Annotated in this window: 14 protein-coding genes; 8 read left to right on the top strand and 6 right to left on the bottom strand. The window is 64.0% G+C overall.

Annotation, left to right across the window (positions count from 1 at the left end):
- The first annotated feature begins 28 nt into the window (after nucleotides 1-28).
- Nucleotides 29-340 (top strand): type II toxin-antitoxin system RelE/ParE family toxin, encoded by a 312-nt coding sequence (locus HWE04_RS00005; RefSeq protein WP_241811142.1) that lies wholly within the window; start codon nucleotides 29-31, stop codon nucleotides 338-340.
- A complete protein-coding gene (locus tag HWE04_RS00010; RefSeq protein WP_006461557.1) occupies nucleotides 321-638 on the top strand; it encodes a helix-turn-helix domain-containing protein in 318 nt (105 codons plus the stop codon). The genes HWE04_RS00005 and HWE04_RS00010 overlap by 20 nt, the downstream gene beginning before the upstream one ends.
- 80 nt (nucleotides 639-718) lie before the next feature.
- On the opposite strand, the gene HWE04_RS00015 is transcribed toward HWE04_RS00010, so the two are convergent.
- The 6 genes from HWE04_RS00015 to HWE04_RS00040 form a co-directional block, all read right to left on the bottom strand.
- A complete protein-coding gene (locus HWE04_RS00015) occupies nucleotides 719-1,516 on the bottom strand; it encodes an ABC transporter ATP-binding protein (protein WP_241811525.1) in 798 nt (265 codons plus the stop codon).
- Complete coding sequence (locus HWE04_RS00020) at nucleotides 1,516-3,294, bottom strand: branched-chain amino acid ABC transporter ATP-binding protein/permease (protein WP_446719200.1); 1,779 nt, start codon at nucleotides 3,292-3,294, stop codon at nucleotides 1,516-1,518. Before HWE04_RS00020 ends, HWE04_RS00015 begins: the two co-directional genes overlap by 1 nt.
- Nucleotides 3,295-3,316: 22 nt before the next feature.
- Complete coding sequence (locus tag HWE04_RS00025; protein WP_241811144.1) at nucleotides 3,317-4,369, bottom strand: branched-chain amino acid ABC transporter permease; 1,053 nt, start codon at nucleotides 4,367-4,369, stop codon at nucleotides 3,317-3,319.
- 140 nt (nucleotides 4,370-4,509) lie between these two features.
- Nucleotides 4,510-6,573 carry a phenylacetic acid degradation bifunctional protein PaaZ gene (paaZ, locus tag HWE04_RS00030; RefSeq protein ID WP_241811145.1) on the bottom strand — a complete coding sequence of 688 codons (2,064 nt, stop codon included), beginning with the start codon at nucleotides 6,571-6,573 and terminating at the stop codon, nucleotides 4,510-4,512.
- Nucleotides 6,574-6,682: 109 nt separating this feature from the next.
- Nucleotides 6,683-7,828: an ABC transporter substrate-binding protein gene (locus tag HWE04_RS00035; RefSeq protein WP_241811526.1), complete on the bottom strand. Its 1,146-nt coding sequence runs from the start codon at nucleotides 7,826-7,828 to the stop codon at nucleotides 6,683-6,685.
- Nucleotides 7,829-7,935: 107 nt separating this feature from the next.
- Nucleotides 7,936-8,556: a TetR/AcrR family transcriptional regulator gene (locus HWE04_RS00040; protein WP_241811146.1), complete on the bottom strand. Its 621-nt coding sequence runs from the start codon at nucleotides 8,554-8,556 to the stop codon at nucleotides 7,936-7,938.
- A 342-nt stretch (nucleotides 8,557-8,898) separates the two neighbouring features.
- Here HWE04_RS00040 and HWE04_RS00045 point away from each other — a divergent pair, with 342 nt between their 5' ends.
- The 6 genes from HWE04_RS00045 (at nucleotide 8,899) to paaE (ending at nucleotide 13,490) form a co-directional block, all read left to right on the top strand.
- On the top strand, nucleotides 8,899-9,501 hold the full coding sequence (locus HWE04_RS00045; RefSeq protein WP_241811147.1) for a phenylacetic acid degradation protein PaaY: 603 nt from the start codon (nucleotides 8,899-8,901) through the stop codon (nucleotides 9,499-9,501).
- Between the two features lie 164 nt (nucleotides 9,502-9,665).
- Nucleotides 9,666-10,652 (top strand): 1,2-phenylacetyl-CoA epoxidase subunit PaaA, encoded by a 987-nt coding sequence (gene paaA, locus HWE04_RS00050; RefSeq protein WP_006461549.1) that lies wholly within the window; start codon nucleotides 9,666-9,668, stop codon nucleotides 10,650-10,652.
- Between the two features lie 93 nt (nucleotides 10,653-10,745).
- A complete protein-coding gene (gene paaB, locus HWE04_RS00055; RefSeq protein ID WP_006461548.1) occupies nucleotides 10,746-11,030 on the top strand; it encodes a 1,2-phenylacetyl-CoA epoxidase subunit PaaB in 285 nt (94 codons plus the stop codon).
- A gap of 13 nt (nucleotides 11,031-11,043) precedes the next feature.
- Entirely contained in the window at nucleotides 11,044-11,796 is a 753-nt protein-coding gene (paaC, locus tag HWE04_RS00060) for a 1,2-phenylacetyl-CoA epoxidase subunit PaaC (protein ID WP_241811148.1), read from the top strand.
- Entirely contained in the window at nucleotides 11,793-12,362 is a 570-nt protein-coding gene (gene paaD / locus HWE04_RS00065; protein WP_342222427.1) for a 1,2-phenylacetyl-CoA epoxidase subunit PaaD, read from the top strand. Before paaC ends, paaD begins: the two co-directional genes overlap by 4 nt.
- Nucleotides 12,363-12,419: 57 nt before the next feature.
- A complete protein-coding gene (gene paaE, locus HWE04_RS00070) occupies nucleotides 12,420-13,490 on the top strand; it encodes a 1,2-phenylacetyl-CoA epoxidase subunit PaaE (RefSeq protein ID WP_241811149.1) in 1,071 nt (356 codons plus the stop codon).
- Nucleotides 13,491-13,493: the final 3 nt, after the last annotated feature.

Consider the following 13,493-nt stretch of genomic DNA (forward strand, 5'->3'; position numbering starts at 1 on the left):
ATGACCGCGTAGCTGCCTTCGGAAGGCAGTGGAAAGTGGGTCAGATGGCGAGGGTCAATTCTGCGAGCAAATCAACAGCGTCATCAAGCAACGCGTAGCACGCACCGGCCACGGCAAGGCCGGAGGTTTTCGCACCATCATCCTGTATCGCACGGCGGAGCGTGCCTTCTTTGTGTACGGATTCGCCAAGAATGATCGCGACAACATCGATGCTGATGAAGAGGTCGCGTTCAAAAAAGCAGCGCAGCATATCCTCCGGCTGACGGAAGACCAGCTCGCCGCATTGATAGCCAAGGGGCAATTGACGGAGATAGACCATCATGACCAAGAAATACCGTAGCCAAGCCTATGCGGCGCTCCATGAAACGATGGAGGCCCTGCATGACATCGGTGCCATCGACAAGCAGACCATGCGCGCGTTCGACGAAAGCTGCCTGACGCCGATACAAGCCATGCCACCCGAGCGCATCCGTGCGCTGCGCGAGCGTGAATGCCTGTCGCAGCCCATCTTTGCCCTTTATCTGAATGTGAGCAGGAACCTGATCTCGGACTGGGAGCGAGGTGTCAAGAAACCAGGCGGCCCGGCTCTTCGTCTGCTGACCGTAGTGGAAAAGAAAGGCATCCAGGCGATTGCGTGACAAATTTGTATCCAACGCCTGGCGGGGGAAAATTCCGTAAATCACGTCCACCGACTATTGACGCCGCCCTCCCCCGAAGCTCACCCCCTCCCCACCCCCAGATAACTCTCCACAATCCGCCCATCCGCCCCCAGCACCGCCGCCGCCCCTTCGCAGGCAATCTCCCCCATCTCCAGCACATAGCCATAATCGGCCACCTGCAAGGCCGCCCGCGCATTCTGTTCCACCAGCAAGGTCGCCACGCCAGTGCTGCGTAGCTGGCTGATGATGGCAAGAATCTCGCGCGTCACCAATGGTGCCAGGCCCAGGCTGGGCTCATCCAGCATCAACACCTGCGGCTTGGCCATCAATGCTCGGCCTACCGCGAGCATCTGGCGTTCTCCGCCGGAGAGCGTGCCGGCGGCCTGCTTGCGGCGTTCCTTCAGGCGCGGGAACAGGGTGTATACGAAATCCTGCTGATCCAGATAGCCCGCTTCACCATGGCGACGACGCTTGTAGGCCCCCAGCAGCAGGTTGTCTTCCACCGTCATGCTGGCAAACAGTTCGCGCTTTTCCGGCACCAGCGAGAGGCCGCGTGCGACGCGCTCTTCGATCTCCATCCGCCCCACATCCTCGCCCTGGAAGACGATCCTGCCACTGGCCGTGGCGCCCGTGGGCAGCGCGCCCATCATGGCGTTGAGCAGGGTGGACTTGCCGGCGCCGTTGGGGCCGATGACGGTGACGATCTGGCCGGCCCGCAGGGATAGCGCGGCATCGGTCAGCGCGGCGACCTTGCCATAGCGGGCCGAGAGGCCACTGACCTCCAGCAGGACCGGGGCAACGGCAGTGCGTACTTCGGCCTGCTCCTGCAGCGGCAGGCTCATGGTGGCGGCGGTCATCATTGGGCTCCTCCGAGATAGGCTTCCAGCACGGCAGGGTGGACCTGGATCTGTGCCGGCGTGCCCTCGGCAATCTTGGTGCCGAATTCCATGACCACGATGTGGTCGGTCAATTGCATGACGAAGTCCATGTCATGCTCCACCAGCAGCACCGCCATGCCTTCGCCGCGCAGCTTGTCCAGCAGCGCCGCCAGGGCTTGCTTCTCCTTCAGGCGCAGGCCGGCGGCGGGTTCGTCCAGCAGGAGCAGCGCGGGGTCGCAGCAGAGTGCACGGGCGATTTCGAGAATGCGCTGCTGGCCCAGCGCCAAGCTGCCGGCAGGCCGGTCCAGCATGTTGCCCAGGCCAACGCGCTCCAGTTGGTGGCGGGCTTCCTGCAGGATGCGCGCCTCCTCGGATGCATTGGCGCGCACCAGGCTGGCGAGGATGCCGCGCTGCGGGGCATATTCACCACGACGGAAGGCCCCCATGGCAGCGTTCTCCAGCACGCTCATGCCCGGCACCAGGCGCACATGCTGGAAGGTGCGGGCGATGCCGCGACTGCAGATTTCCCGTGACGACAATCCCGCCAATGACTGGCCGCGATAGTCGAGCTTGCCGCTGGTGATCGACAACACACCGGTCACGAGGTTGAAGGTGGTCGACTTGCCGGCGCCGTTCGGCCCGATCAGTCCGACGATCTCGCCAGCCTTGACCGCGAAGCTGACATCGTTGACCGCCACCAATCCGCCGAACTGCTTGCGGGCCGATTCGACCTGCAGGATGACTTCTCCCCGCTGCGGCTTGGGCAACTGCGCCAGCGGCGCGCAACCGGTCGGCAAGCTGCGCACCCGGCGCTGGCCGAAGCGCGCCTGCAGGCGCGGCCACAGGCCTTCGTTGGCGAACTGCAGGAAGATCACCAGGGCAATGCCGAAGACGATGGCTTCGAAGTTGCCGCCGCTCCCCAACAGGCCGGGCAGCCACTCCTGCAGGAAGTTGCTCAACACCGCCAGCAATCCCGCACCCAACAGCGCACCCCAGACATGGCCGGCACCGCCCACCACCACCATCAACAGGTAGTCGATGCCGTATTTCAGTCCGAAGGGCGTGGGATTGACCGCCTGTTGCAGATGCGCGTAGAGCCAGCCCGAGATGCCCGCCAGTACGGCGGCATAGACGAAGATGACGATCTTCAGCCGGGCGGTATCCACACCCATGGACTCGGGCATGACGTACCCATATTTGAGCGCCCGCACCGCACGACCGGCGCGCGAGTCGAGGAAGTTGACGACCGAAACCAGCGCCAGGATCACCACGCCCCAGATCAACAGATACATCGAGCCACCGTTGCCGAACTCGAAGCTGCCGATGCTGATGGCGGGGATACCATTGATGCCATCGTGCTTGCCCAGCATCTCCAGATTGCCGAACAGGTAGTACAGCGACAGCCCCCAGGCAATCGTGGACAAGGGAAGGTAGTGGCCGGAGATGCGCATGGTCAGCGCGCCGATCACCAGCGCCGAGCAGGCGGTCAGGGCGATACCGGCCAACAGGCCGACCCAGGGCGAGAGGCCGAATTGCGTGGTGAGATAGGCGGTGGTGTAGGCGCCGATGCCGACGAAGGCCGCCTGCCCGAACGAGATCAGGCCGGCCACGCCGGTCAGCAAGACCAGCCCCAGGGCGACGATGGCATACAGGCCGACATAGGACAGCAGGGTCACCCAGAACGGCGGCAGGCCCAGTTGCGGCAGGGCCAGTACGATGGCGAAGAACAGCGCCGGTAAAGCGGCGCGATGAGTCATTAAGGATGGCATGGTGGAGACCTCAGGCTTCTTCGTCGATGTGGTGGCTGGTCAGTGACCGCCACAGCAGGATGGGCAGGATGACCGTGAAGACGATCAATTCCTTGAACGAGCTGGCCCAGAACGAGGAAAAGCTTTCGACCAGGCCCACCGAGACCGCACCCAGTGCCGCCAGCGGATAGCTGGCCAGTCCGCCGAAGATGGCGCCGACGAAGCCTTTCAGGGCGATGATGAAACCCGATTCGTAATTGACGATGGTGAAGGGCGCGATCAGGATGCCGCACAGCGCACCGATGCCGGCCGCCATCGCAAAGGACAGCTTGCCGGCCTGGTTGATGCCCACGCCCACCAGCCTGGCGCCGAGCCGGTTGACGGCAGTGGCACGCAAGGCCTTGCCGGTGAGCGTACGTTCGAAGAAGAGATAGATCACTGCGATCAGCGCCGCCACCGTCACCAGTACGATCACACTCTGTCCCGACACGGGACTCTCGCCCAGGTTGAACTGCAGATCGGTGAAGGGCCGGGTGTTGCTGCCTTCCGGCCCGAACATCAATAGCCCCAGCCCGACCATGGCCAGGTGCACACCCAACGAGACGATCAACAGCACCAGCACGCTGGAATGCGCCAGCGGCTGGTAGGCCACGCGATAGATCATCGGCCCCATCGGCACCACGATGAGCAGTGCCAGCAGGATCTGCAGCGGCATGGCCAGTGTCTGCAGGTCAACGTAACGGGTGATTGCGACCACCAGCAGCGGCACCAGTACCTGCGTGGCCAGCATCCAGGGCCAGCGTCGCCGCAGGCGCGCACGCGATTGCGGCAGGCGCAATGCGCTGCCGGCTTCCACCGCCAGCGTCACGGCGCCCAGCGCCAGCAACAGCAAGGCCGTGCCGGGAGCCTGGCCATTCTGGATCGCCGCCAGTGTCAAGGCGCCGAAGGCGACGAATTCGCCCTGCGGCAGGAAGATCACCCGCGTCACCGAAAACACCAGCACCAGCGCCAGCGACAACAGCGCATAGATGGCGCCGGTGGTGATGCCGTCCTGCACCAGCACGGTCAATATGCTTGCATCCATTTGTCTCCTCCTGTTCTGCCGGCCGTCGCAGTTCGGGCTGCGGCTGGCCGGGCAGGTCTCCGGCTCCGTCGAGCCGTTTATATTTTTTATATCATTTACGCAATCAATGACTGCCGGCATCCAGCCGTTCAGTCATATGACTATGCGGCCACCGGTCGCTTGGCCACCAGGGTCAGGATGTCGTAGGACGCGACCAGTTCGTCATCCTGGTTGCTGACTTCCACATCCCAGGCCACCACGCCCTGGCCCTGGCCGTTAGCGTCCTTCTTGTTGCGGTCGATCTTGCGCTTGCAGGTCAGGCGGGCGCGCAGGGTGTCGCCGATGCCGACCGGCTTGACGAAGCGCAGCGTATCCAGCCCGTAGTTGGCCAGCACCGGCCCGGGTGCCGGCGAGACGAACAGCCCGGCTGCCGCCGAAAGCACGAAGTAGCCGTGGGCGATGCGCTTGCCGAAGGGCGATTGGCGTGCCGAGATGTCGTCGAAGTGCATGTAGAAATGGTCACCGGAGAGGCAGCCGAAATTCACGATGTCGGCCTCGGTCACGGTGCGTCGATGGGTGCTCAGCGAATCGCCAATCTGCAGGTCTTCGAAGTAATGACGGAAGGGGTGGATGTCCGATTCGCGGACTTGGGCGCCGCGCACATGCTCGCCGACCACCGCCGCCAGCATGGTGGGCGAACCCTGCACCGCACTGCGCTGCAGGTAATGCTTGACCGCCCGCGCCCCGCCCAGTTCTTCGCCGCCACCAGCACGACCGGGGCCACCGTGCTTGAGCTGCGGCAGGGGTGATCCATGGCCGGTGGATTCCGGTGCCGATTCGCGATCCAACACCAGCAGGCGACCATGCCAGGCGGCGGCCGCAGGAATGACGCGCGCCGCCACGGCGGGCGTGCGCGTAACCAGGCTGGCCACCAGGCTGCCGCGTCCGCGGGCGGCCAGGGCCAGGGCTTCGTCCAGGTCGTCGTAGGGCAACAGGGTGCTGACCGGGCCAAAGGCCTCCACTTCATGCACCGGGCTGCCGGCGGCGGTGTCGCGCGCCAGCAGCAGGGTCGGCGCGAAGAAGGCGCCCTCGGCCACATCCTCGCCCTGCGGCTGGAATGCCGTGCCGGCACCGAGCAGGATGTCCCCGCCCTGCTTCAACAGCGCCAACCGTTGCTCGACATCGCGCTGCTGGTCGCGGGAAGCCAGCGGCCCCATGCGCACCGACTCCAGCGCCGGGTCGCCGACCACGATCTTGCGCAACCGCGCTGCCAGCCGTTCAGCCACGGCATCGACCTGCTGGCGCGGCACGATGGCGCGCCGGATGGCGGTGCATTTCTGGCCGGCCTTGGTGCTCATCTCGCGCGCCACTTCCTTGACGAAGAGCTCGAACTCTTCATCGTCCGCGCCGACATCCGGGCCAAGGATGGCGCAGTTCAGCGAGTCGGCCTCGGCGTTGAAGGGAATGGCATTGGCAACCAGATTGGGGTGGACGCGCAGGCGGGCGGCGGTGTCGGCCGAGCCGGTGAAGGTCACCACGTCCTGCGGCTGCAGGCGATCCAGCAGGTCGCCTGTGCCGCCGATCACCAGCTGCAGGCTGCCGGTCGGCAGCAGGCCGGATTGCTGGATCAGCCGCACTGCCGCCTCGGCCAGATAGCTGGTGGCGGTGGCCGGCTTGACGATGCAGGGCATGCCCGCCAGGAAGCTTGGCGCGAATTTTTCCAGCATGCCCCAGACCGGGAAGTTGAAGGCATTGATATGCACCGCTACGCCGCCGCGCGGTACCAGGATGTGACTGCCGGCGAAGCGACCCTGCTTGCCCAGCGCGAAGGCCGGACCTTCATGCAGCAAGTTGGAGGACGGAAATTCATTGGTGCCGATGCTGGCATAGGTGAACAGCGTGCCGCTGCCGCCTTCGATGTCGATCCAGCTATCGGCGCGGGTGGCGCCGGTGTGGGCGGAGATGGCGTAGAGCGTCTCCTTGTGTTCGGTCAGGTATTTCGCCAGGGCCTTGAGGCGGGCGGCGCGTTGCTGGAAGTCCAGCGCCAGCAGGCCGGGCAGCCCCTGCTGGCGGGCATGATCCAGTGCTTCACCGAAGTCGATCGCCTCGGCATGGGTGCTTGCGACGGCGCGGCCGTTGACGGCGCTGTGCAAGATCTGGGCGGGACTCTCGCCGAGCCAGCGGCCGGCAATGAAACTCTGTAGCTGCGGTGTACGTACCGTCATGGGAACTCCTGTAGACGTGAAGATGCTGGCGCACCCGGCTGAAGGTCAGCCCGGGTGCATGGCCGGCATGGGAATCAAATGGTCTGAAGAGGCCGACCTGCAAAGCGGATCAGGGCTGGTATTGCCAGGCGCCATCGACGATCTTGACCATCACCGAGGCGCGCTGGTCCAGACCCAGGTGGTCGCTGGCCGACATGTTGTAGACGCCGTGTACGCCGGTCACTTCACGGGTGGCTTCCAGCGCGTCGCGCAGGGCGGCGCGGAACTCCGGGGTACCGGGCTTGGCACGCTTCATTGCCACGGGAATGGCCGATTGCAGCAGCACGCCGGCATCCCAGGCATAACCGCCGAAGAGGGAGACACTGTCCTTGCCGTGGGCGGCCTCATAGCGGGCGGTATAGTCCAGCGCTACCTTGCGGATGGGATTGGTAGCCGGCAGTTGCGCCGCCACCAGCACCGGGCCGGCCGGCAGCAGGGTGCCGTCCAGCATCTTGCCGCCCACCCGCAGGTAGTCGGCATTGGCCACGCCATGGGTCTGGTAGATCTGGCCCTTGAAGCCGCGCTCCTTGAGAGCACGCTGCGGGACCACGGCCGGTGTGCCGGAGGCGGCGATGAGGATCGCATCCGGCTTGGCCGCCACCAGTTTCAGGGCTTGTGCGGTGGCCGAGGTATCGGTTGGAGCGAAGCGTTCGTTGGCCACCAGCTCCAGTTTCTTGAGTCCGGCGGCCTTCTTGAATTCCTCGTACCAGCCTTCACCGTAGGCATTGGCGTAGCCGATGAAGGCAACACGCTGATAGCCCCGCGCCACCATGTCACGGGCGATGGCCAGCGACATCATGATGTCATTCTGCGGAGTCTTGAAGACCCACTTCTTCTTGGCATCCATGGGCTCGACGATGCGGGCGGCCGCGGCCAGCGAGATCATCGGCGTCTGCGCTTCGGCGGCGACCTCGATCATCGAGATCGAGTTGGGGCTGACGGAAGAACCGACGATGACATCGACATTGTTTTCGGTGACGAAGCGGCGCGCATTCTTGACCGCCTGCGTGGTGTCGGAGGCGTCATCGAGGACGATGTAGTTGATCTTCTGCCCGGCGATGGTGGTCGGCAGCAGCGCGATGGTGTTCTTCTCCGGAATGCCCAGCGAGGCGGCCGGACCGGTGGTGGAGACGGTGACGCCGACGTTGATGTCGGCGTGGGCGAGGTGCATGCAGCCGGCCAGGGCCAGTGCAAACAGCGGACGGAAAAACGGCAGTCGAGGTGGACAAATAGAGGGCAAGCGGTACGGCATGGAGTCTCCTTGATGGTGTTGTCATTGTGGTGTTGCATGCCTGCAATGACGCGACCGATCAAGGGCTCACGTCATCGTTTCTTCCTGGGGGCGCCGTCCAGGCCCACGGCGCCGATACCCCCGAACAACAGATCGGACACGACCACCGCCATGCGCTCATGGGTCAGCTCGCCATCGGGCTTGAGCCACATGAACATCCAGTTGATCATGCCGAACAGAAGCATCGCCAGCGGCTTGGCCATGCGACTGCGATCCAGCTCCGGGCGCACCGCGCACATGGCATCGGCCACTGCCTTGACCACCTTGCGTTCGCCGGCCAGGATGCTTTCCTGGTCGTCCGGCGCCAGGAAGCGCACGTCCTCGGTCAGTACCCGGTGCTCGTTCTGGGCGTCGCGGTATTCCTCCACGAAGCGCTGGATCAGCAGGCGCAGGCGTGGCTCGGGGGGCAGGTCCTGCTGTGCCACCTCATCGACCAGAGCGCACAGGCGGTCGATATGGCCTTCGCAGATGGTCATCAACAGTTGATGCTTGTCGGTGTAGTAGTGATACAGCGAGGCCTTGGACAGGCCACATGCCAGTGCCACTTCATTCATCGATGTGCCGGCGAAACCGTTGCGCGCGAACAAGGCTGCCGCCTGTTCGATGATGGTCTCGCGCTGGTTGTCGTATCCCGCTGCACGCTTGCGTGGCATAAGTGCGTCCTCTTCGATATTTCCGCAAAGTCATGATTGTGCCGTAAATCAAAACTCTTACGAAACATCTACGCAACATCTGCAACCAGCACAGCGTCCGACCTCTCCAACTGCCCTGCCCGATCATCGGTGCATCCCGAACTTTCCGATACCGGTCAGGAAAAACTTCAAAAACATTATTGACCAACCGGTCGGTCGAAATTATTATTCCCTAAAAAACAGCGACAGGCAAATGCTTTTTTCCCGCCTTCAGCCAGGAAGAAAGCAGCGGACAAGCCAGCCAGTTTCGCTGCAACGACAAGGCGGCGCAGCCCGGCAAGGGCCGCTGCACAAGGAGACGCGGTGCCCAGCTATGCAATCGAAGATGTGATTCCGGTGGTCCACCCCACGGCCTATGTGCATCCCACGGCGGTATTGATCGGCGACGTCATCGTCGGTGCCGATTGCTATGTCGGCCCGGCGGCCTGCCTGCGCGGCGACTTCGGTCGCATCGTGCTGCAGCGTGGCGCCAATGTGCAGGACACCTGCGTGATCCACGGCTTTCCCGGTCACGACACCGTGGTCGGGGAAAACGGCCATATCGGCCACGGCGCGGTGCTGCACAGCTGCACCGTGCAACGCGACGCGCTGGTAGGCATGAACGCAGTGGTCATGGATGAGGCGGTGGTGGGCGAGCAGGCCATCGTGGCGGCCTGTGCCTTCGTGCGGGCCGGCATGCAGGTGCCGCTGCGCACGCTGGTGGCAGGCCTGCCGGCCAAGGTGGTGCGCGAACTCTCGCCCGAGGAGATCGCCTGGAAGCAGACCGGCACCAGCACGTATCACGACCTGACCCGGCGCAGCCTGCTCAGTCTGCGCGAGGTCAGCCCGTTGAGCGAGATCGAGGAGAACCGGCCAGCCCTTGCCGCGCCCCGGGTCCAGCCCTTGATCGCCGCCAGGCGCGCGTAGCGTTGCGACAGGACAGTTTTACCGATTTTCGATTCAGCAGTTTTTTCAGCTTTTTAGCTTTTTAGCTTTTTAGCTTTTCAGTTTCACCCACCTGAAGCGGGCCGATGCGGTCAGGACCTCGTTCGCCCGTCGCTCAGCGTGCAACCCTTTCACGGAGAAGTACCATGTATGCACAGATGGTAGACACCGGCCTGACCCAGGTGCGCAAAGCCGAGGAGATGTCGCCGGAAGAACTGGCGTTCCAGGCCCGCATCGATGCGGGCGTCAAGATCGAGCCCAAGGACTGGATGCCGGAGGCGTATCGCAAGACCCTGGTACGCCAGATCTCGCAGCACGCGCACTCGGAAATCGTCGGCCAGCTGCCCGAGGGCAACTGGGTCACGCGCGCGCCCACGCTGCAACGCAAGGCCATCCTGCTGGCCAAGATCCAGGACGAGGCCGGCCATGGCCTGTACCTGTACAGCGCCGCCGAGACCCTAGGTGTTTCCCGCGAAGACCTGCTGGCCGAATTGCACGCCGGTCGTGCCAAGTATTCCAGCATCTTCAACTACCCGGCCCTGAACTGGGCCGACATGGGCGCCATCGGCTGGCTGGTGGATGGCTCGGCCATCATCAACCAGATTCCGCTGTGCCGCTGTTCCTTCGGTCCCTATTCGCGTGCCATGGTGCGGGTGTGCAAGGAAGAATCCTTCCACGCCCGCCAGGGCTACGACATCATGCTGGCGCTGTGTCGTGGCACCCCCGAGCAGAAGCAGATGGCGCAGGATGCGCTGAACCGCTGGTGGTGGCCGGCACTGATGATGTTCGGCCCGTCCGATGCGACCTCGGTGCACAGCGCGCAATCGATGCAGTGGCGCATCAAGCTGTTCTCCAATGATGAACTGCGCCAGCGCATGGTCGACCAGACCATTCCGCAGATCGAATACCTGGGCCTGACCGTGCCCGACCCCGACCTGAAGTGGAACGAAGAACGCGGCCGCTACGACTTTGGTCAGGTCGACTGGGACGAATTCCACAACGTCGTGCGCGGCAATGGCCCCTGCAACCGCGAGCGCCTGTCCACCCGCAGGCAGGCCTACGAGGACGGCGCCTGGTTCCGCGATGCCCTGGTAGCGCACGCCGACAAACAGGCCAGCCGGAAGGCCGCCTGATCCGCCGGTTGTCCGATTTCAATCCCTTTCGCTTCAATTCACAACAATGCCAGTGGCCGCCCCCTGCGCGGCCCGCCAACAAGGAAATCGATCATGAGCAAGGAATGGCCTCTCTGGGAAGTCTTCATCCGCAGCCAGCACGGTCTGGCCCATAAACACGTCGGCAGCCTGCATGCCCCCGATGGCGAGATGGCCATCAACAATGCCCGCGATGTCTACACCCGCCGCAACGAGGGCGTGGGCATCTGGGTGGTGCGCGCCGCCGATATCGTCTCCTCCAGCCCGGGTGACAAGGCGCCGCTGTTCGAGCCGTCCAACAGCAAGGTCTATCGCCACCCGACCTTCTTTCCCATGCCGGCCGAACTGAAGAACCTCTGAACCGGAGCCCGACATGACAAGCAAAACCGATTACGTGCGACGCCTGGGCGACAACGTCCTGGTGCTCTCGCAACGCCTCTCCGAATGGTGCGGCAAGGGGCCGGCGCTGGAAGAGGACATGGCCCTGATCAACGTCTCGCTGGACCTGATCGGCCAGGCCCGCCTGTGGCTGAGCTACGTCGGCGAGCTGGAGGGGCAGGGCCGCAGCGAAGACCAGCTGGCCTTCCTGCGCGACGCCCACCAGTTCCACAACCTGCTGCTGGTGGAGCTGCCCAACGGCAGCTATGCCGATACGCTGGCGCGCCAGTTCCTGTTCGATGTGTGGCACTACTTCCTGCTGCAGGGCCTGTGCCAGTCCGACGATGCCCGCATCGTCGAGATCGCCCAGAAATGCTTGAAGGAAGTGACCTACCACGTGCGCCGTAGCACGGACCTGGTGGTCCGCCTGGGTGATGGCACCGAGGAAAGCCACCGCCGCATGCAGGCCGCCATCGATGATCTGTGGATGTACACCGGCGAACTGTTCACGCCCGACGCGCTGGACACGGCGATGCAGCAACAGGGCCTGGCGCCTGCCCTGGATGAACTGCAGCAGAAGTGGCAGCAGCATGTGACCGAGGTCCTGCAGCTGGCCACCCTGCGCATCCCGGCGGCCGGACTGTGGATGCAGAGCGGTGGCAAGCAGGGCCGGCATACCGAACATCTCGGCTACCTGCTGGCGGAAATGCAGTTCCTGCAACGCAGCTATCCCGGAGCGGCGTGGTGAGCGTGAGCCCGGCAATCCAGGCCAGGTCGCTTCCCGCACAGGCGGAAAGCGACCTGGAGGCGCTGCAAGCGCATATCTGGCACTGGCTGGACCAGATCGCCGATCCCGAGATCCCGGCGATCTCGGTGGTCGACCTGGGCATCGTGCGTGCGGTGGAACTGCAGCACGACCCGGCGCAGCAGATGCACTGCACGGTGGTGATCACGCCCACCTACTCCGCCTGCCCGGCCATGGGCGTGATCGCCGCAGACATCGTGAGCACGCTGCAACAGCATGGTGTCGCCCAGGTCAGCGTGCGCACCCAGCTGGCGCCAGCCTGGAACACCGACTGGATGAGCGAGAAAGGCCGCCGCAACCTGAACCACTACGGCATTGCCCCGCCGGCACAGCAGGTGATCGACATCGGCGGTATCAGCCCGCAGCGTCATGCCGCGCCGAAAGTGCCCTGCCCGCACTGCGGATCGACGCAGACCGTGTGCGTGAGCCAGTTCGGTTCGACCTCGTGCAAGGCGCTGTACCAGTGCAAGGACTGCCGTGAGCCATTCGACTATTTCAAGGCCCACTGAACCGGACCGCAGCGTGGCACCCGGTCCCACCCAGAACATGACAGAAGGCACAACAACATGAGCAAATTCTATCCACTGACCATCGACAGCGTGAAGCAGGATACGCGCGACACCATCGTGGTCTCCTTCGCCGTTCCCGGTGAATTGCAGGACAGCTTTTCCTACCTGCCGGGCCAGCACCTGACACTGCGCTCGCAGGTCAATGGCGAGGAACTGCGCCGCTCCTACTCGATCTGTTCGGCCGTGCAGGAAAGGCGCCTACGGGTGGCCATCAAGCGCGCACCGGGCGGGCTGTTTTCCAATTGGGCCAATGACCACCTGCAGGCCGGCCAGCAGATCGAGGTCATGCCGCCCATGGGGCAGTTCAATGTGCCGCTGGATGCGGCCAACCGCAAGCACTACCTGGCCTTTGCCGCCGGCAGCGGGATCACGCCGATGATGTCCATCATCAAGACCACCCTGCTGACCGAGCCGCGCAGCCGGTTCACGCTGGTCTATGCCAACCGGGCGTCGTCCTCGGTGATCTTCAAGGACGAACTGAGCGATCTCAAGGACAGCTACCTGGACCGCCTGAACGTGGTCTACGTGATGAGCCGCGAGCAGCAGGATGTGGAACTGTTCAATGGCCGCATCGACCGCGCCAAGTGTGATGCCTTCCTGGCGTCCTGGATCAGGCTGGACGATATCGACGCCGCCTTCCTGTGTGGCCCGCAGCAGATGGTGGACGCCATCGGCGAATCGCTGGAAGCGCACGGTCTGCCAAAGTCGCAGATCAAGACCGAACTGTTCGCCGCCAGCGTGCCGGCGCGCAACCACGCAGCGCGCCCGGTGATCGGCAGCAGCCAGTGCGAGGTGACGGTGATCGTGGACGGCACCCACAATGTCTTCACCATGGACAAGGAAAAGGAGTCGGTGCTGGAAGCGGGCCTCAAGAGCGGCATCGACCTGCGCCACTCCTGCAAGGGCGGCGTGTGCGCCACCTGCCGCTGCAAGGTGGTGGAGGGCAATGTCGACATGGACGCCAACTACGCGCTGGAAGACTACGAGATCGCCCGCGGCTTCGTCCTGAGCTGCCAGTCCTTCCCGGTCACCGACAAGCTGTTGCTGGACTTCGACCAGGACAACTGATCC

The organism is Herbaspirillum sp. C7C2 (genome assembly GCF_022627865.1).
Classification (GTDB): Bacteria; Pseudomonadota; Gammaproteobacteria; order Burkholderiales; family Burkholderiaceae_D; genus Herbaspirillum; species Herbaspirillum frisingense.